17 protein-coding genes are annotated in these 18,431 nt (G+C 68.4%); 7 read left to right on the top strand and 10 right to left on the bottom strand.

Going from position 1 to position 18,431, the window contains the following annotated elements:
* Positions 1 to 5: 5 nt before the first annotated feature.
* The 3 genes from OG885_RS01160 to OG885_RS01150 form a co-directional block, all read right to left on the bottom strand.
* Complete coding sequence (locus OG885_RS01160; protein ID WP_405724557.1) at positions 6 to 407, bottom strand: hypothetical protein; 402 nt, start codon at positions 405 to 407, stop codon at positions 6 to 8.
* On the bottom strand, positions 404 to 769 hold the full coding sequence (locus OG885_RS01155) for a hypothetical protein (protein WP_405742528.1): 366 nt from the start codon (positions 767 to 769) through the stop codon (positions 404 to 406). Before OG885_RS01155 ends, OG885_RS01160 begins: the two co-directional genes overlap by 4 nt.
* A gap of 66 nt (positions 770 to 835) precedes the next feature.
* Positions 836 to 1,597, bottom strand: a complete 762-nt coding sequence (locus tag OG885_RS01150) for a response regulator (protein ID WP_405724555.1) — start codon at positions 1,595 to 1,597, stop codon at positions 836 to 838.
* 938 nt (positions 1,598 to 2,535) lie between these two features.
* Here OG885_RS01150 and OG885_RS01145 point away from each other — a divergent pair.
* Both OG885_RS01145 and OG885_RS01140 read left to right on the top strand, forming a co-directional pair.
* Positions 2,536 to 3,969 carry a glycoside hydrolase family 43 protein gene (locus OG885_RS01145; protein WP_405724553.1) on the top strand — a complete coding sequence of 478 codons (1,434 nt, stop codon included), beginning with the start codon at positions 2,536 to 2,538 and terminating at the stop codon, positions 3,967 to 3,969.
* 381 nt (positions 3,970 to 4,350) lie between these two features.
* On the top strand, positions 4,351 to 5,907 hold the full coding sequence (locus OG885_RS01140; RefSeq protein ID WP_405724551.1) for an alpha-L-arabinofuranosidase B: 1,557 nt from the start codon (positions 4,351 to 4,353) through the stop codon (positions 5,905 to 5,907).
* On the opposite strand, the gene OG885_RS01135 is transcribed toward OG885_RS01140, so the two are convergent.
* Positions 5,814 to 6,515: a transposase gene (locus OG885_RS01135; RefSeq protein ID WP_405724549.1), complete on the bottom strand. Its 702-nt coding sequence runs from the start codon at positions 6,513 to 6,515 to the stop codon at positions 5,814 to 5,816. The two genes, OG885_RS01140 and OG885_RS01135, sit on opposite strands and share 94 nt — an antisense overlap.
* Positions 6,516 to 6,553: 38 nt before the next feature.
* Positions 6,554 to 6,670, bottom strand: a complete 117-nt coding sequence (locus OG885_RS01130; protein WP_405742526.1) for a transposase — start codon at positions 6,668 to 6,670, stop codon at positions 6,554 to 6,556.
* Positions 6,671 to 7,345: 675 nt separating this feature from the next.
* Between OG885_RS01130 and OG885_RS01125 the strand changes: the two genes are divergently transcribed.
* From OG885_RS01125 to OG885_RS01105, 5 genes are all read left to right on the top strand, one after another.
* Positions 7,346 to 8,236, top strand: coding sequence for a polyphosphate polymerase domain-containing protein (locus OG885_RS01125; RefSeq protein WP_405724547.1), 891 nt, complete (start codon positions 7,346 to 7,348; stop codon positions 8,234 to 8,236).
* The gene (locus OG885_RS01120) at positions 8,233 to 8,910 is read left to right on the top strand and encodes a DUF4956 domain-containing protein (protein WP_405724545.1); all 678 of its coding nucleotides are present in this window, start codon (positions 8,233 to 8,235) and stop codon (positions 8,908 to 8,910) included. The genes OG885_RS01125 and OG885_RS01120 overlap by 4 nt, the downstream gene beginning before the upstream one ends.
* Positions 8,910 to 10,556, top strand: coding sequence for a CotH kinase family protein (locus OG885_RS01115; protein ID WP_405724543.1), 1,647 nt, complete (start codon positions 8,910 to 8,912; stop codon positions 10,554 to 10,556). Before OG885_RS01120 ends, OG885_RS01115 begins: the two co-directional genes overlap by 1 nt.
* 178 nt (positions 10,557 to 10,734) lie before the next feature.
* The gene (locus tag OG885_RS01110; RefSeq protein WP_405724541.1) at positions 10,735 to 11,484 is read left to right on the top strand and encodes a response regulator transcription factor; all 750 of its coding nucleotides are present in this window, start codon (positions 10,735 to 10,737) and stop codon (positions 11,482 to 11,484) included.
* Positions 11,481 to 13,013: a sensor histidine kinase gene (locus OG885_RS01105; RefSeq protein ID WP_405724539.1), complete on the top strand. Its 1,533-nt coding sequence runs from the start codon at positions 11,481 to 11,483 to the stop codon at positions 13,011 to 13,013. The genes OG885_RS01110 and OG885_RS01105 overlap by 4 nt, the downstream gene beginning before the upstream one ends.
* A gap of 767 nt (positions 13,014 to 13,780) precedes the next feature.
* Here OG885_RS01105 and OG885_RS01100 read toward each other — a convergent pair.
* The 5 genes from OG885_RS01100 to OG885_RS01080 all read right to left on the bottom strand — a co-directional run bounded on the left by OG885_RS01100 (position 13,781) and on the right by OG885_RS01080 (position 18,032).
* Positions 13,781 to 14,449: a response regulator gene (locus tag OG885_RS01100; protein WP_405724537.1), complete on the bottom strand. Its 669-nt coding sequence runs from the start codon at positions 14,447 to 14,449 to the stop codon at positions 13,781 to 13,783.
* Positions 14,446 to 15,825 carry a sensor histidine kinase gene (locus OG885_RS01095; RefSeq protein WP_405724535.1) on the bottom strand — a complete coding sequence of 460 codons (1,380 nt, stop codon included), beginning with the start codon at positions 15,823 to 15,825 and terminating at the stop codon, positions 14,446 to 14,448. Before OG885_RS01095 ends, OG885_RS01100 begins: the two co-directional genes overlap by 4 nt.
* A 25-nt stretch (positions 15,826 to 15,850) precedes the next feature.
* Positions 15,851 to 16,729: an ABC transporter permease gene (locus OG885_RS01090; RefSeq protein WP_405724533.1), complete on the bottom strand. Its 879-nt coding sequence runs from the start codon at positions 16,727 to 16,729 to the stop codon at positions 15,851 to 15,853.
* Complete coding sequence (locus OG885_RS01085; RefSeq protein ID WP_405724531.1) at positions 16,729 to 17,658, bottom strand: ABC transporter ATP-binding protein; 930 nt, start codon at positions 17,656 to 17,658, stop codon at positions 16,729 to 16,731. The genes OG885_RS01090 and OG885_RS01085 overlap by 1 nt, the downstream gene beginning before the upstream one ends.
* Before the next feature lie 62 nt (positions 17,659 to 17,720).
* Positions 17,721 to 18,032: a DUF6207 family protein gene (locus tag OG885_RS01080; protein WP_405724529.1), complete on the bottom strand. Its 312-nt coding sequence runs from the start codon at positions 18,030 to 18,032 to the stop codon at positions 17,721 to 17,723.
* Positions 18,033 to 18,431 lie beyond the last annotated feature (399 nt).

Here is an 18,431-nt window from a genome sequence, read left to right as displayed (position 1 = left end):
ACGGGCTACAGGCTCCGGCGCAGTGGCAGGGCGGTGGCGACGACAAAGAGGCCGAAGAGGGTGATGGGCAGCAGCCCGACGGGACGGAGGTAGGCCGTCGGGTGCGCGAGGACCTCGTCCGCCTGGATGCTCCAGTTCGCGGCCAGGTCCATGAGCATGACCGCGGCGGCCGGCAACGGTGCGACCGGCCGGCCCCGCATGACCAGAACAGCGACCAGCAGATCCAGCGGCAGCAGCGCGTGGAAGAGCAGCTGGACGGGCATCGGGGCGTAGTTGTAGGCGCTCAGCCCGTCTGTCGCCAGAAAGTACGCGTGCGCTCCTGTTCCTTCCAGGAAGCCGATGGCGTACGCCGCCACACAGCACCGGACCCACACCGGCCGGCCCGGCCGCACCGCCGTCCCGGTCACAGGCGGTCCGTCAGATCCTCCGCGAACACGTGCGACAGAGGTTGCGGTCCCACGTATTGCTGGCAGTTGCACTGGCCGGCCTCGTAGTGCAGCGGCTTCTTGTCCTCGTCCCAGGCCGTCGGTACTTCGACGCGCTCGTGGCACCGGCCCTGCTTGTCGTGCTTGGCCAGGTGGTGCGTGCAGCCGCACACCGGCTCCGGCGGCTTGTTCGCCGACTCGATGGCCAGGCGTTCCTGGTGCGCCGCCTCCATCAACTGCAGTTTCCGCTCATGCCGATTGCGCAGTGCGGTGCGGAGGGTGTCGGCCGCCCATGCGAAGCCGCCCGTCCAGAAGATGATGAGAACCCACCAGAACCAGTCCACCGGCTGACCTCCCCCTGTCTCGCCGAGCGCCAGCATAGAGGGCCTCCTCCAGGCGCGGGCGGGAGGTCAGGGGCTGTCGTCGGCGCCGGTCATCCAGTCGTCCGCGCCGACCGGCGTGATCCGGTGCGAGGCGGGGCTGACCAGTCCCGTCTCGTAGGCGAGGACGACGGCCTGGACACGGTCGCGGAGCTGGAGTTTGGCGAGGACGCGGCCGACGTGGGTCTTGACGGTGGTCTCGGCGAGGTGCAGGCGATGGGCGAGTTCGGCGTTGCTCAGGCCCTGGGCGAGCAGGCGCAGGACTTCGAGTTCACGTCGGGTGAGCATGGTCAGGTCGCGGTGGAGCGCCGCGGCGTCGGAGACCGGGGCCTGTGGGACGTACGCCTCGGAGGTGGCCGCGGCCTGGCGGGCGTATCGCTCGACGAGGCGGCGGGTGATGGTGGGGGCGAGCAGGGCGTCACCGGTGCGGACCATGCGGACGGCGGAGACCAGGTGTTCGGGGGTGACGTCCTTGAGGAGGAAGCCGCTGGCCCCGGCGGAGAGGGCCGCGTAGACGAGTTCGTCGAGGTCGAACGTGGTCAGGATGATCACCCGCGGCGCGTCCGTGGCACCGTCCAGGATGCGGCGGGTGGCCTCCAGGCCGTCCAGCTCGGGCATCCGGATGTCCATCAGGACGACGTCGGGCCGGGCCCGCCGGACCGCTTCCACGGCCTCGATGCCGTTGGCCGGCTCGGCGACCACGTCGATGCCGTGCGCGGTGAGGATCATCCGGAAGCCGGTGCGGACCAGGGCCTGGTCGTCGGCGACGACGACGCGCAGCGGGGCGGTCACGCGGTCTCCAGCGGAACCAGGGGGATGAGTGCGGTGCCCCGGTAGCCACCGGTGAGACGGCGGACGGCCACGTCCGTGCGTTCTTCCGCCCCGGCGCCCTACGCGCGAGCTTCGACGACTACCGCGCCATGCACCAGGACATCGCCCTCGACGACAACGACGCCGCCGAGGGCCGTCGGCTCACCGTGTCGGTACTGGCGCTTCATCGCGGAGTATCAGCCAGAGGCACTGATGGCGTATCTGCGCGGCTTTCAGGCCGGCAGGACCGAAGCAGTGAAATGAGTGAGGGCGATGACGCTGCCGCCTCTGTGGAGTGCATGCGTGGCTTGCTCCATGACGCGGATCAGCCAGCGCCTTCGAGCTCCCCGTTGCCACAGGGGTTGCGCGTCGGAGACCGATGAATCTGCGTCAGAGTCTTCGAGGAGAAGGTCTCCGGGAAGCTCGCCGTGGCCGGGACGCCCGGGCGTGACACCCCCGCGGGGCTCATGCCCCTTGCCGAACTCCCGGTGTTTCGAACGCCGTTCGTGAATTCGACCAGACCATAGATCCTGCGCCTGCCCCTGTCAACGCCTTGGTCAAAGAGCGACCGACGAGTTGGCCGACGCGTGCCATGAAAGGCCCATGGATTGTCGGATGTATTGACGCCTCCTGATTCCCCCACTTAATGTCTGCCCGATTCTACGAACGTTGTTCGATATCCCGCACTTCAGGGCCTATCCAATCCCGGTTGGCTGAGGCCGCAACTCGGTCACCACCGCTGATATCGCAGCAATTCCGAAGGCTGCCACCGCCGTGCCGGACCGCAGAGAACAGGAGCCCTCTGAGGACAGCCCCCTTCCGGATCGTGCGGTAACCGTCCTGTCCCCCCCACCGAGACGAGCTCCCCCGCCACCCCGCTCTTCCCGACAGTGGCACCTTCACGAAGACAGGAGATCCACATGTCCGCGCTCCGCGCCCGGCTGACGGCGATATTGCTCGCCGCATGCCTCCTCTTCGCCAGCCAGGCCCTGACCGCACCCCAACAGGCCGACGCAGCCGATCCGGGTTACCTGATGGTGCACTTCACCGGTGAAGGGGCGACCAACCAGCAGATGTACCTCTCGCACAGCACGGACGGCGTGCACTGGAACGACCTCAACGGCGGCGGGATGGTCCTGCGCTCCACGGTCGGCACGAAGGGAGTGCGCGACCCCGCATTCGTGAGATCCCCCGACGGCAGCAAGTACTGGATCATCGCGACCGACCTGTGCATCGACTGCGGGCAGAGCTGGACGGACTCCATCAACAACGGCAGCCGCAACCTGGTCGTGTGGGAGTCGACGGACCTGGTCACCTGGTCGCAGCCTCGGCTGCTCAACGTCGCCGGCGCGATCCCCGACGGACGCAACGCCTGGGCACCCGAGGCGATCTGGGACCCGGCCAGCAACGACTACGTCCTGTACTGGGCGACGAACGTGCCCCTCAACGGCAAGACGAAGCACCGCATCTACGCCGCCCACACCAGCGACTTCCGCACCATCACCACCCCGCAGACCTACATCGAGCGACCCGGCACGCAGGAGATCATCGACACCCAGATCATCGAGATGCCCGCCGGAGTGGGCAACTACCGCTACGTGCGGGCCTCCGGCGACGGCCAGATCACCCTTGAGGGCAGCAACTCCATCCTCGGAACCTGGACCAGGCTCGGCGACCTCTCCGGCATCGGCCTGACCGGGTCGATGGTCGAGGGCCCGATGTGGATGAAGTTCAACGGCACCAACAAGTGGGCCCTCTACCTCGACCAGTACGCCTCCGGCGGCGGCTACATGCCGGTCCTGACCACCGACCCGTCCAATCCCGCCTCCTACCAGAAGCAGGCTTCGGGAACCTACAGCATGGGCGGCACGAAGAAGCGCCACGGCTGGATCATGAACCTGACCGCCGCCGAGGAGAGCCGCGTCCTCACCCGCTGGCCCAACACCCCCGCCCAGCGGCTCCAGTCGTACAACTTCCAGGACCGGTACGTGCGCCACACCAACTTCGACGTGCGCATCGATCCCAACGTGAGCCCCGCCGAGGACGCCCAGTTCCGGCTGCGCCCCGGCCTCGCCGGCACCGGCACCGTCTCCTTCGAGTCGGTGAACATGCCCGGCTACTTCCTGCGCCACTCCAATTACGACTTCCAGCTCGCCCACAACGACGGCACCACCCAGTTCGCCGCGGACGCCACCTTCCGCAAGGTCACCGGCCTCGCCGACGCCGGCTGGTCATCGTTCCAGTCGTACAACTACCCCGACCGCTACATCCGCCACTACGCCTACGAGCTGCGCCTCGACCCGATCACCACCGCGACGGGACGCGGCGACGCCACCTTCCGTGTGGCGAGCTGACCCCACGTCGACAGGGACACGGGACGCGCCGAGGACACCGGGAGGCGACTGCTGCCGACCCTGGTCCGCCAGGGGGCGAGCGGCAGCACCTCCCGCAGTACGCCGGCGGCGGCATCCGGGTCGGCCGAAGCCGGCTGATGTCCGCGCACGGGCAGATCCGCTGCCGGACATCGCCGGGGACCACCCGACGCCGTAGGCACAGCACGCCGACTGACTCGCCGCTTCCCCTGGAGCCGGCGGGCAACCAGCACCGGGCCCGGTGCCGATGAGAGCCGACTCCGGCACCGGGCCCGGCAGCGTCGAGGAAACCCGCGCCGTCCGCACCACCGGACACCGAGGGTGCCTCGACGCATCACACCCCACTCTCTGAAGGGGCTCTTCATGATCAAGCCACTGTGGATACGCGGCGTCAGACGCGCGCTGCTCGCGGCCGGTGCCACCGCCGCGCTCGCCGCCGGTGTGCTCACCGCCACAGCCACCCCCTCGCAGGCTGCAACCCAGGGGCCGTGCGACATCTACGCCGCGGGCAACACCCCCTGCGTCGCGGCGCACAGCACCACCCGCGCCCTGTACGGGGCGTACAACGGCCCGCTGTACCAGGTCAAGCGTGCCTCCGACAACGCGACCAAGGACATCGGCCTGCTGAGCGCCGGCGGATACGCCGACGCCGCGCAGCAGGACTCCTTCTGCGCGAACACCAGCTGCGTCATCACAGTGATCTACGACCAGTCGCCCAAGGGCAACCACCTCACCCAGGCACCCGGGGGTGGAGCCGCCGGCGGGCCGGACAACCTGGCCAACGCCGTCGAGGCCCCGGTCACCGTCGGCGGGCACAAGGCGTACGGCGTCTACGTGGCGCCCGGCACCGGCTACCGCAACAACAACACCAACGGAATCGCCACCGGCGACCAGCCCGAGGGCATGTACGCCATCTTCAACGGCAAGCACTTCAACGGCGGTTGCTGCTTCGACTACGGCAACGCCGAGACCAACAACCTGGACACCGGCAACGGCCACATGGAGGCCCTCTACTTCGGCAACAGCAAGGGGTGGGGCTGGGGCAGCGGCAACGGCCCCTGGGTCATGGCCGACCTGGAGAACGGCCTGTTCTCCGGGGTCAACCGCGGCTTCAACGCCAATGACCCCAGCGTCGACAACCGATTCCTGACCGCCATGCTCAAGGGCGGCCCGAACCAGTGGGCCATCCGCGGCGGCGACGCCCAGTCGGGCGGCCTGTCCACCTACTACAACGGCATACGCCCGACCGTCTCCGGCTACAACCCGATGCACAAGGAAGGCGCGATCATCCTCGGCATCGGAGGTGACAACAGCAAGTGGGCGCAAGGCACCTTCTACGAAGGCGTCATGACCCAGGGCTACCCCTCCGACGCCACCGAGAACGCCGTCCAGGCCAACATCACCGCCGCCGGCTACAACAGCGGCTCAACCAGCACCGGTTCACTGACCCCCGGCTCCCGGATCTCCCTGCAGGCCACCACCTCGCCCTGCTGCACCTCGCACTACCTGCGCCACAACGACGCCGACACCAAGGTCGTCATCTCCAACATCACCTCCGCCAGCTCGGCCACCGACAAGGCCGACGCCACCTGGATCGTCCGCGCCGGACTGGCCAACACGTCCTGCCTGTCCTTCGAGTCCGCCGACAAACCGGGCCAGTTCCTGCGCCACTTCAACTACCAGCTCAACCTGAACTTCGACGACGGCGGTGGCGCGTTCGCGAAGGACGCCACTTTCTGCCCCACCACGGGCAACAGCGGAGTCGGCACGTCGTTCCAGTCCTTCAACTTCCGGACGAAGTACATCCGCCACTACAACTACACGGCCTACATCGCCGGCAACGGCGGCACCAACACGTGGGACTCCACGACGTCATGGGCCCAGGACACCAGCTGGCTCATCGCATCTCCCTGGAGCTGACGAGCAACCGGCCCTTTTGAGCGCTTAGAGGTCCTAACGAAGTCGTTGGACGTGGCGGTACGTGATGAGGCAGGCGGCGATGCCGAGGAAGGCTTCGTGGATGTCGTCTCGTCTCGTCTCGTCCAGCGGATCCGCAGGCGCCGAAAGCCATGGGGCCAGGAGATTGTCCGCTCGGTCACCCAGCGGAAGCTGCCCAGGCCCGTGCCGTGTTGCTGCCCGCGTGCGGCGATGACGGGGCGGATGCCGCGCTGCCATAGCAGCCGCCGGTACTTGTCGTGGTCGTAGCCGCGGTCGGCGAAGAGCATGTCGGGCCGGTGTCTGGGCCGGCCCACGACGCCGGCCACGGCCGGGACCTTGTCCAGCGACGGCAGCAGCTGGGTGACGTCGTTGCGGTTGCCGCCGGTCAGCGACACGGCAAGCGCAATGCCCTGCCCGTCAGTGAGGACGTGGTGCTTGCTGCCCGGACGTGCGCGACCGACCGGGCTGGGACCGCTTTTGGGCCGCGCCGGGCCGCCCGCACGTGAGAGGAGTCGATCACCGCCCGCGACCAGTCCAGCTTCTTCCGACCGCAGCTTCCTCAGCAGCACCTGGTGCAGCCGATCCCACACACCCGCCTCGTTCCACGCCGCCAGACGACGCCAGCAAGTCATACCCGAGCCGAAACCAAGCTCCTGGGCAAGTACTCCCACTGGATCCCGGTGTGCAGCACGAACAGGATGCCGCACAGTGCCTGCCGGTCCGGGACCCGCGGTCGGCCCGCCACCAACTTCGGACCCGGTTCGGGCAACAACGGCTCGATCAACGACCACAGTTCATCCGAGACGATCCACGGCCTCGGTTGGTGCTTCCCCACGACCGAACCAACGAACCACCGCACCGACAGTCACATGATCAACCGGCTTCTGCTACGACCTCTAAGGCGTGGGCTCCGGGCGCGCGCGGCGGTGCGTGACGTCGCCGACCTCGACGCGGCCCGGGCGCTCGATGCCAACTCGCCGACGACGACGTGTCGCCTATCGTCGTTAACGCGGGTCGCGGACTCGGTCGGACGGCTGATCGACATGGACCCTCAACACGTGGGACATCATCTTCGCCGTCAGGTCGGGCCAACATTGACGTCGCTTCGGTGAGCGGTGGACGCCCCTCAGCTGAAGTGCCCCTCCGTGCACCGCGGTGAAGATGGTCCGAAGCGCCTGGCCCGCCCTCTCGCGGATCAGGGCCGGCCCGCAGGGATGTGGTCAATTCCCTCCCGCGTCGGCTTGCCCTGCCGATACGCACTACGCCTGTGCCGGGGCTACACGGCACTGCCGTCCCGGTGTTCACCTTGCGTACATCTGGAAGTCTCCCGCAATGCACCCACGATTCTCATAGGCGTCTCATGCGCCGTTGGTTGCCTGCTGCTGACCGGTCGGCCCGCGAAGCACGATGGAGGAGGCGCATGGTGTACCTGTCGACGGCAGCCGCCGCGCAGAAAGAGCAGGACGACGATGAGCCGCTGCATGTGGCGAGTCGGCTGCACGCGTTCAACCGGTTCGAGCTGAAGTACCTGGTACCGGTCGAGCAAGCGGCGGAGATCCGCGATGAGCTGGCCGAGCGGATGGACTCCGATCTGCACAGTCCGGTCGGAGGGTACGGGGTGTGGAGCCTGTACTACGACAGCCCTCAGCTTCGTTTCTACTGGGAGAAGATCGAGGGTCTGAAGTTCCGGCGCAAGCTGCGTATCCGGCATTACGGAAACCTCGACGGTGTCACTGATGACTCGATGGTGTGCGTGGAGATCAAGCAGCGCGTCAACCGGGTCACCCAGAAGCGCCGCATCATGCTCCCTTACGGCGTCGCACGGCAGTTGTGCGACGACCGGGAGTTGGTGGAGCACTCGCCGAAGGAGCGCGCCTTCATCCACGAGGTGCTCGAACTCGTCATCCGGCTCAATCTGAAGCCCACGGCGATCACCGGCTACCAGCGCGAGGCTTTCGTCGGCCGGGACGCCGACACCGGGCTCCGGGTCACCTTCGACCGGCGCATCCGGGGCCGGGACCGGGACTTCCACTTCGGCACCCCCACGCCCGAGAACCGGTTCACGATCCCGCCGCACCTGTCGGTCATGGAGATCAAGGTCAACGAGCGCACTCCCCACTGGATCACCGATCTGGCGGCGCGCCGCAACCTCAACCTGATCCGGGTTTCCAAGTACGTCCAGTCCATCGAGGCGTTCGGACTCGCGCCGCGCTCGGTCTTCCATGTCAACGAGGCGGACTACCCGCCACCCACCCCCACTGAAGAACATCCGGCGCAGCAGGACGCGCCGCTGAAGGTAGGAGCACAGTGAATTTCGATCTGCAGGAACTCAGCGGCACGTTCAGCGTGACCGACGTCGTGGCGGCGATGCTGCTGTCCTTCGTTCTGTCCACGCTGATCGGTTACGTGTACCGGTACACGCACCGCAATGTTTCCTACAGCCAGTCCTACGTCCAGACCCTGATCATCGTCGGCATGATCGTCGCGCTGATCATGCTGGTCGTCGGATCGAACCTGGCACGTGCGTTCTCGCTGGTGGGCGCGTTGTCCGTGGTCCGCTTCCGCAACGCGGTGAAGGAGACGCGGGACGTCGGCTTCATCTTCCTGGCCATGGCGATCGGCATGGCCTGCGGTGCGCGCTTTTACACACTGGCCGCGGTCGGCGCCGTCGTGATCTGTGCCGTCATCCTCGTCATGTTCAAGTTCAACTGGTTCGCACTCAACGTGCAGCGTCAGGTCGTCAAGGTCCAGGTTCCGGCCGGAGACGACTACACCCCGCAGATCCGCGACGTCCTCATCAAGTACACGAGCGAGTTCGAGTTGGTCAGCACGGAGACCATACGCGGCGGCGCGCTCAGCGAGATCTTCTACACCGTGCGCCTGAAGAAGGGTGCCGAGCCCGGCGACCTGGTCAGCGCCCTGCAGGAGCGCACGTCCGGTCAGCGGGTCACGGTGCTCACCGGTTACGACACCACGGATCTGTGATGCCGGCGGACGACCACAGGAGGCGGCGGCTGCGGGACCGGATCCCGGTCCGGCTGCGCCACCACTGGAAGCCGGGCGCGGCCCTGGGTATCGGTCTCGCGGCGATGGTCTACTTCGTCGGCGACGCACGGATCTCCCCGTACGTCACGTCGTCCTCGCGCGTCGAGGCGGATGCCATCACCGACAACGTGCAGGGGACGGTGGGCCTGTACGACACGTCGGCCACGCACTCGATCCAACTGTCGTACAGCCAGACCGACTTCGACAAGATGATGAAGGAGTTCAAGGAGGACGGCACCAAGGACTACATCGAGGCTGACCTCACCATCGACGGGGTCTACCTCAATGACGTCGGGATCCGTCTCAAGGGCAACTCCACACTGATGTCCCTGCGGGGTGGCGGTTCCGGCATGCCTGGTGGCGGCCAGGGAATGCCGGACGCCCCGCAGGGCGCTCGCCAGGGCAACGGCGGCGGTGGCGGCGCCGCCGCAGGAGGTATGGGCGGCGGCATGGGCGGGATCATGCAGTACGACCTGTCCGCCGACAAGCCCGAGGAACTGCCCTGGCTCATCAAGATCGATGAGTATGTCGAGGGGCGTGCCTACCAGGGCGAGCGAGAGATCTCGCTGCGCCCGGGCAGCAATGACGAGGTGCCTCTGAACGAGGCACTGTCGCTGTCGCTGACCGAGGAGAGCGGGCAGCAGGCCGAGCGCTACGGCTTCACGGCACTGAAGGTGAACGACCGGCCCACCGCCACCCGTCTCATGGTGGAGAACCCCGACACCGACTACGCCTCGGCAACTGGTGAGAACAGCAACGGTGTGATGTACAAGGCGCGGGCGGGCGGCAGCTTCGACTACAAGGGCGACGACCCGACCGACTACGAGACCTCCTTCAAGCAGCTCAACAAAAAGGGCAGCCAGGACCTCGAACCGGTCATGAAGCTGATCAAGTGGGTCAACAGCGCCTCGGACGAGGAGTTCGCCCGCGACCTCCACAAGTACGTGGACGTCGACTCGCTCGCCACCTATATCGCCTCGCAGAACCTGCTCCTGAACTTCGACGACATGGCCGGACCGGGCAAGAATTATCTGCTCTGGTACGACCTGGACACCAAGAAGTTCTCGGTCATGGGCTGGGACTACAACCTCACCTTCAGCGGCGACGCGACCGCGGGTCCCGACGACACCATCAGCATGGGTGGCTTCGGCGGCGGAGCAGGAGCGGGTGCCGGTGGTGGTACGGGTTCCGGTGGCGCCGCCACGGGCGGGAACGGTCAGCAGGAGGGGGCCTCGCAGGGCATGCCGTCAGGGATGCCGACCGACCTGCCCTCAGGATTCCCGGGAGGGATGCAGGGGGACGGCGAGGGTGACCGGGGTGGCGGTGGTTTTTCGTCCGGGCATGTGCTCAAGACGAAGTTCCTGGACAACGACGCCTTCGACGCCATCTACAAGAAGGCGTACCGCAAGCTGTACCAGCAGTTCTTCGGGTCGAACGCCGCGGCCGAGAACTTGGCGGAGATCGCGGACGAGGCCCGCGCCGCGGGAGCCGACTCCAAAGCGCTGGACACCGCTGTCAGCACGCTGCGGAAGACCGTCACCGAGCGGACCGAGGCGCTGGCCAAGGACGAGCAGGTGACCGGCTGAACCCCGGTGCCCCGGGAAGCCGCCCCGTCGTGGCAACCTGAGGCGCCGGTTCATCCTTATAAATCACTGATGCCTGCTATGCGCATTTCGTGGACAGGAACGCTGGTTAGCATCACGTCGCACTGCAGGCCGGACCGCCTCGTGGTCCGGCCCGCCCACATCACCGAGGTGTCAGCCAGTGACCGACCACACCACGCCGCGTGTGCCCGGCAACAGGCACACGGTCCTCGTTGTGGAGGACGACGCCAGCATCCGTGCCCTGCTCACCACAGCACTCACCGCTGCCGGATACACGGTGGTCACGGCCGGGGACGGGCAGCAGGCCATGTTCCAGGTCGGCAGCCGGCGACCGGACCTGATCGTGCTGGACGTGATGCTGCCCGATCTTGACGGCTTCGAGGTCACCCGCCAGCTGCGGGCTCACGGTGTCTACACACCCGTGCTGTTCCTCACCGCCCGCACCGAGGTCGAGGACCGCATCGTCGGCCTCAGCTCCGGCGGCGACGACTACGTCACCAAGCCCTTCCACGTCCAGGAGGTGCTGCTGCGCATCCGTGCCATCCTGCGCCGCGGCAGCGCGCCCGCCTCCGCTCGCGAGGTCAGGCCCGCGATGCGCTACGCCGATCTGGTTCTGGACGAAGGTGCCCACGTGGCGCGTCGGGCCGAGCGAGCGCTGAGACTGTCGCCGACCGAGTTCCGGTTGCTCGCCTGCCTGCTGGCGCACCCGGAGCGGGTCCTGGAGAAGGGCGAGATCCTGGAGAAGGTCTGGCGGTACGACTTCTCCGGCGACACCCGGATCGTCGACACCTACGTCAAGAGTCTGCGCCGCAAGATCGACCGAGACCTCCCCGCGCTGATCCACACGGTACGCGGGGTGGGCTACTGCCTGCGCCTGCCGTCGGACACGGCACGGGCCGCGACGCCATGAGGCGGTCGCCGCGGCGGCTGTGGCCCCGCTCCCTGCGGCGCCGCCTCGTCCTGATCGCGGCGCTCCTCGCCACCTGCGCCGTCGTCCTGTGCCAGGCCGCCGGTCAACTGGTGCTGCGCAGCTGGCTCGTCGACCAGGTCGACAGCCGACTCGACGACTTCGGCCCGCCCACACGCGTCTATGAGGATGTGGCCAACGGCACGGTCCAGCAGCGGGCGGAGAGCGTCCTGCCCTCCGACTACCGTGTCTACTTCTACGGCGCGAAGGGGCAGCTGCTCAAGCAGTCGCTGGGCCGCAGTGACGGAACCGGCCCTCAACTGCCCGCTTCCGTCTCAAGGTTGCAGCTGGCCGAGGGACAGCCCGGCACGCTCGCGAGCAGCAGTGACGGTGCGGACTGGCGGGTCCTCGCCCACACCGGCCCTGACGGCATGCGGGCCGTCGTCGCCCTACCCCTCGACACAGTGGACGCCGCGACGACGAGGTTCCTGTGGTTCAGCATCGGCCTCGGCTTGGTCGTGGCTGTCGGCGTCGTCCTGCTGGGCAACACGGCCGTCCGCTTCGGTCTGCGGCCGCTCACCCGCGTCGAACGCACCGCACAGGACATCACGGCAGGAGCGCTCGAACTCAACGTACCCGTGCCCCACCCCGACACCGAGGTGGGCCGCCTCGGCATGGCGCTGAACACCATGCTCGACCGGCTGCGCACCGCGCTGCACCGCACGGAGGACTCCGAACGTCGGATGCGCCGATTCATGGCGGACGCCGGCCATGAACTGCGCACCCCGCTCACCGCGATCCAGGGCTTCGCCGAGCTCCTCCTCGACCGGCCCGCCGCGAGCCCGGCGGAGCGCCACGAGGCGCACACCCTCATCGCGCGCAACGCCGAGCGGATGAGCCGCCTCGTCGACGATCTCTTTCTCCTCGCCAAACTCGGCGACACGCCACGCCCGGTGCGAGAACCGGTCGACCTGCTCTCCCTCACCGCCGACACGATCACCGCCACGGCACTGTCCTATCCGTGCCGGGCCATCACCCTGGAACCGCTCGGGGATCACCCCGCCGAACCCGCCGCCGACAGCGACCTCGATGTCGTCGAAGCGGACGGTGACCCGCACCAGCTCGCGCAGGTCGTCGGCAACCTGCTGTCCAACGCCTGTACCCACACACCGCTCGACAGCCGGATCCGGGTACGCGTGGGGGCCACCCGCTGCGGCCCGCGCACCGGCGGTATCGACGTACCGGGGCGAACGAGCTCCGGGCCCGCGCTCCCGACCGGTCTCGAGGTGTGCGTGATCGAGGTGATCGACGACGGGAAGGGGCTCGAACCGGAGGACGCCCGTCATGTCTTCGACCGCTTCTACCGCGCCGATCCGCCGGCCATGGCTGAGGACGAGGCAGAGCCCGGCTCGGGCCTCGGCCTGGCCATCGCGTCGGCCATCGCCACCGCGCACGGTGGCCGCCTGGAACTCGACGCCCGCCCCGGCGACGGCTGCACTTTCAGGCTGCTCCTACCCGGCGGACCCGCTTGAGCCGTTCCCTTCGGACGAGCTCGCCGACCGGACAAGGACGGAGGCGAGGCGGAGACCTGCATGGTCGATAACGGCGGTCGGCCTTGAGCCTGTTGATGCGTCACACGACATCAACATTGGGGGATGAGGCCCCGTCCTGTTCCGATGCGATGGGTGCGTTGAGTCGGCATTGGCGGGAGCCGTCAGGCCCAAGAGGACGTCGCAGGGGAAGCCGGCATCGAGTGCCGTGCTAGGCCCCAACGCTGCGCACCGTCTTACGGAGCCAGCGGTGTGCGGGGTCGGAGTGTCGCTGGTGGTGCCAGTACATTGCCTCAACGAGCGGGACCTCGGAGAACGGCCAGGCGTTCCGGCACCACCGCCACGAGGTCGGTACCGCCGACCGAAAATGGCGGCACGCTGAACCCGGGTGCGTGACCTGCATCCAACTGGCGGTCAGCGTAGGTGAGTTGCTTGCTTGGCCGGGCGCGAGGGAATGCATGTCGAGGCGTACCCCCGGTGCGTCGCGAGTGTGCGCAGCAGCGGTTCCACGAGCCACGGTCAAGACGTAGTCGGACATCACGATGGAAAATTGCTGACTACTGGTACGCGGATCGAAATGCCGGGTGAGTGCGAGCGCTTCCTCACCAGGCATGAGAACCGCAGACGTTCCCAGGCATCTGGTCTGCTGATGCCGCGGGTACCGAGGGCCGGGTCCGGTGCCAGATCGCGGTCAGCTTGCTCTGCCTGCCTGCGGACCGCGCCAGGTATCGCGGTCGGGCCTCTCCGGGTTACGACCTGGCCCTGACCAACCCGGTGTCGTACGCCATGATCACGGCCTGGATACGGTCCCGTGCCCCGATCTTGGCGAGGACCCGTCCGACGTGCTTCTTCACGGTGGACTCGGTGAGGTGGAGCCGTTCGCCGATCTCGGTGTTCGTCCAGCCATGGCCGATGGCGACGAGGACCTCGCGCTCGCGGTCGCTGAGGGTCTTGAGCCGGGGGTCCTCCTGGGCTGCGGTGCCGGCCGGGGCGAGGACCTGGTGGGCGTAGGAGTCCAGCAGGCGCCGGGTCAGGCGGGGGGCCACGACGGCGTCGCCTGTCGCGACCGCGCGGATGCCTGCCACGAGTTCCTCGGGTCGGGCGTCCTTGAGCAGGAAGCCGCTGGCGCCGGCCCGCAGGCCTTCGTAGGCGTACTCGTCGAGGTCGAAGGTGGTGACGATGAGGACGCGGGTGCGGCCACCGGTGGCGACGATGCGGCGAGTGGCCTCGATTCCGTCCATGCCGGGCATGCGGATGTCCATGAGGGCGACATCGGGGCGGAGCTCGGCGGCCAGGCGGACTGCCTCGGCGCCGTGCTCGGCCTCGCCGACCGGTTCCAGGCCAGGGGTGCCCTCCAGGAGCATGCGGACGCCCATGCGTTGGAGGGGCTGGTCGTCGGCGATCAGCACGGTGGTCATGGCAGGGGTTCTCCTGGTGCTTGCGGTGTCGGCGGGGCAGGTGCGGAAGCCGCGTCGAGTATGACGTCGACGAGCCAGCCGTGGCCGGTGTCGCGCGGTCCGATGATGACGGTGCCGCCGTACATGGCGGCCCGCTGGCGGATGCCGACCAGGCCGTGGCCGGAATCGTCCTCATGGCACGTTTCCGGCTTCGCTCGCGCAGGTGTCCCTGGCGGTGTGCCGGTATCGGAGACCCGAATGCGTACCTCTCCGGCCTCGACGGTGATGGTGACCTCGGCGGAGGTGCCGGTACCCGCGTGCTTGAGGGTGTTGGTCAGTGACTCCTGCACGACGCGGTACACGGTGAGTTGTACGCCGCTGTCCAGGGAAGCGAGGTCGCCGACGACGCGGTAGGTCACTCGCAGGCCTGCCGCGCGCACCCGCTCCAGCAGGAGGTCCAGATCGGCGATGCCAGGCTGTGGGCTGAGCATGTGTTCGGTGTCCTGCTCGTCGCGCAGGACGCCCAGTACCCGGCGCAGTTCGTTCATGGCCTGGCGGCCGGTGTCGCCGAGGATGCGAAGGGCCTCGGTGGACTGCTCGTTCCGGTTGGCGGCCAGGGTCGCGGCGCCGTCGGCGACGCTGACCATGACGGAGAGGTTGTGGCCGACGATGTCGTGCATCTCGCGGGCGACCCGGGAGCGCTCGGCGGCCGCGGTGAGTTGGACGCGTTGGTCGTGCTCGATCTCCAGCCGCCGGGCGCGGTCCTCCAGTGCCGCCAGGTACATCTGTCGGATCCGCAGCGTCAGACCCGCGGTGATGGCCGCCGTCGCCGTGCCCAGTATGAAGAAGCCGCCGATGACAGGGTGTGCGGTCGGGACCAGGACGAAGACGGCCAGTACCACCTGACCGACGGTCAGCACGGCGGCCCAGCCCAGTACACGCAGCGAACCGCTGCGGGCCAGGGTGTAGAGCGCGAGCAGCGCGCTGACGCCTGTCGGCAGCCAGATACCCATGGACCACTGGGCGAGAGATACCGACGCGATCACGAAGTACGTGACGGCCGGGGCTTTGCGGCGCCACCACAGCGGAACGACGAGGGCGACGACGAAGACGATCAGGATGGCGGACGACGACTGGTCATGGGCGTCGCCGTCCCCGAAAGGGGAGTGTCCGTCGCCGCCGAGCAGGGCGGGTAGGCTGATCAGGAGGACGGCCAGCATCACCGCGGTGTCGAACAGCCACGGATGCCGGCGGTCCAGTCGCTGGAGGCGGCTCTGGTCGCGCAGCAGGCGGCCCAGGAGCGGGTGCGCCCAGGCGGCGTCGAACCCGGGGGACGGCGGGACTGATGCCGTCTCCCGGGCGGTGTCCCCGTCGGCCGACGTTCGGTGCGGGCTCATGACCACCAGTGTCCTCGTGCCCGGGTCAGGCGTCGGACTTGCGCAGCCGGTAGGCCGCGCCGGCGAGGGTCAGTGCCACCCACCCGGCGAAGACCGCGAGCCCCGCCCCGGGTGAGAGGGCGTCGGAGGACTGGTGCAGGGCGTAGACCGCCGAGCCCGCGTTGCTGGGGAAGTAGGGGTTGATGGTGTCGTAGAGCGAGTCGGGCAGCAGCGAGGCCAGGCCGGGAAGGATGAGCAGGGTGCCGACGAGGACCGCGATCGCTCCGGCGGAGGAGCGGATCAGTATGCCCAGTGCCACGCCGAACACGGCCACCAGGCCGAGGTAGACACCCGCGCCGGCCAGGCTGCGCAGCACGCCGTCGTCGCCCAGGGACAGGGCGATCTTCTCGCCGTCCAGGCCCGGGGCCCCCAGCAGGAAGGCGGCCAGCGCGCCGATCATGGTGAGGGCCAGGACGATCGGCCCGATCACGGCGGCCTTGGACCACAGGACGGGCAGTCGGCGCGGTACCGCGGTGAGGGTGGAGCGGATCATGCCGGTGCTGTACTCGCCCGCGGCGAGCAGCACTCCGAGCACGCCCACGGCCAGCGACGCGAAGGTCACTCCGGTCAGGGCCAGGCTCACCGCGTCGCTGTCGCCGCTGCCGCCTCCGGGCGGGCCGGCGGTCGCGGTGGCGTCGGGACTGTAGGTGTAGGAAGCGATCGCACCGAAGAGAACCAGCAGGAACACGGCCACGCCCAGGGTGATCCAACTGGAGCGCAGCGACCAGAACTTGGCCCACTCCGAACGCAGCACCCGGATGCCGGTCACCTTGTATCGCGGGGCGGACGTGTGGGGATCGGGTGCCGTGGAGAGGCCGGCGTGCTTGCCGGGGCGCTGGGCGCCGTGCAGTGCGGAGGTGGGCATCAGGCGGCCTTTCGTTCGGTGTCGGCCGGAGCGCTCTGGTACTCGACGACGTCGCGGGTGAGTTCCATGAACGCCGCCTCCAGGGAGACGGCCTGCGGGGTGAGTTCGTACAGCGCGATCCCGTGCCGTGCGGCGATCGTCCCGATCTCGCGGGCGTCGCGTCCGGTGACCAGCAGTTCCTCGCCGGAGGAGGAGGTGATGGTGATGTCGGGGCCGGCCAGCAGCGAGCGCAGCCTCGTGGCCTCGGCGGAGGCGACCTTCACACCGCCGCCGCTCGCCTCACGGGTGAAGTCGTCGACCGTGGTGTCGGCGAGCAGCCGGCCGCGTCCGATGATGACCAGGTGGTCGGCGATCAGCGCGGTCTCGCTCATCAGGTGCGAGGAGAGCATCACGGCCCGACCCTCGTCGGCCAGCGAGCGCAGGAGGTTGCGCACCCACAGCACGCCTTCGGGGTCGAGGCCGTTGACCGGTTCGTCGAGCATGACGATCGCCGGGTCGCCGAGGAGGGCGGCGGCGATGCCGAGCCGCTGGCCCATGCCGAGCGAGAAGGCGCCCACTCGCTTGCCGGCCACGCTGGTCAGTCCGGCCAGCTCGATGACCTCGTCCACCCGGCGACGTGGAATCCCGTGGGTGTGGGCGAGCGCCATCAGGTGGTTGAACGCGCTGCGCCCGGGGTGGACGGACTTGGCCTCCAGCAGGGAGCCGATCTCGTGCAGCGGTGCGGCCTGGTCGGCGTAGGAACGGCCGGCGATGGTGACCGAGCCCTTGGTGGGGGAGTCCAGGCCGACGATCATGCGCATGGTCGTTGACTTGCCCGCGCCGTTGGGACCCAGGAAGCCGGTCACCTCGCCGGGCCTCACGGTGAAGCTCAGGTTGTCGACGACCGTCTTGTCGCCGTACCGCTTCGTCAGCTCACGTGCTTCGATCATGGTGATGGGCCTTTCCTGCCTGGAACTCGGCCGCGGATGCGCCGCGGTGCCTGCCTTCGAAGCTAGAGGCGTGGCAGGCGTGAACCCTGGGACCACGGGGGAGTCTTCGGAGTCCGAGTGGTACCGCGGTACACCGGGACCGGTTGCGCCGACGACTCGCGCGATGTCTCTCCGTGATCACGCGGGCCCGTGATGCTCTCCGGGTACCTCGGACGGCGTGTATCTGGCCTGCTCGAGGCCGTCGAGGAGCAGGTCCGGGGGTTCCGCAAGTGCACCCGATCCTCGGGACGCCGCAGATCGGTATAGGTCCGCAGTCGCACGCCGGGCTGGCCGGCCTCCAGTGTGGTGGTGCGCTCGGCGGGCGAGGTGCCCACATACTCATCGACGGATGTCGCGCCGAACCGGTCTCACCGTGACGACTCAACGGCGACCACGTCAGTAACGGTGCTGCGGCGAAGATCCGCGACACCGGCCGGAGCGCGGCCGCGTGGTCCGTGGCGCCGGTCAGCCGCTCGGCCAGCGCCTCGGGGGTTGTCCGTCTCGTCGACGGCAGCTCACGGTGACCTCCTGCGGGGTCATCCATGTCGGGCGTAACCGTTCCCCGGCGAGAGCCGTGACCGGAATGGCGACGGCGGCCAGGGCGAACAAAGCCTCGGACCGGCTGCGTGCACCGGCACCGTACGGCCGCTGTGCAGCAAGGTCCTGCTCTCGGCACGCCCAGACCGCCGGCCACACCGGCGAGGCGGTTCGCCACGCCTTCGATCATGTACCTG

Source organism: Streptomyces sp. NBC_00028 (assembly GCF_045041065.1).
GTDB lineage: Bacteria > Actinomycetota > Actinomycetes > Streptomycetales > Streptomycetaceae > Streptomyces.
The sequence above is the reverse complement of the archived record's forward strand: the minus strand, read 5'-3'. Positions and strand labels throughout refer to the sequence as shown.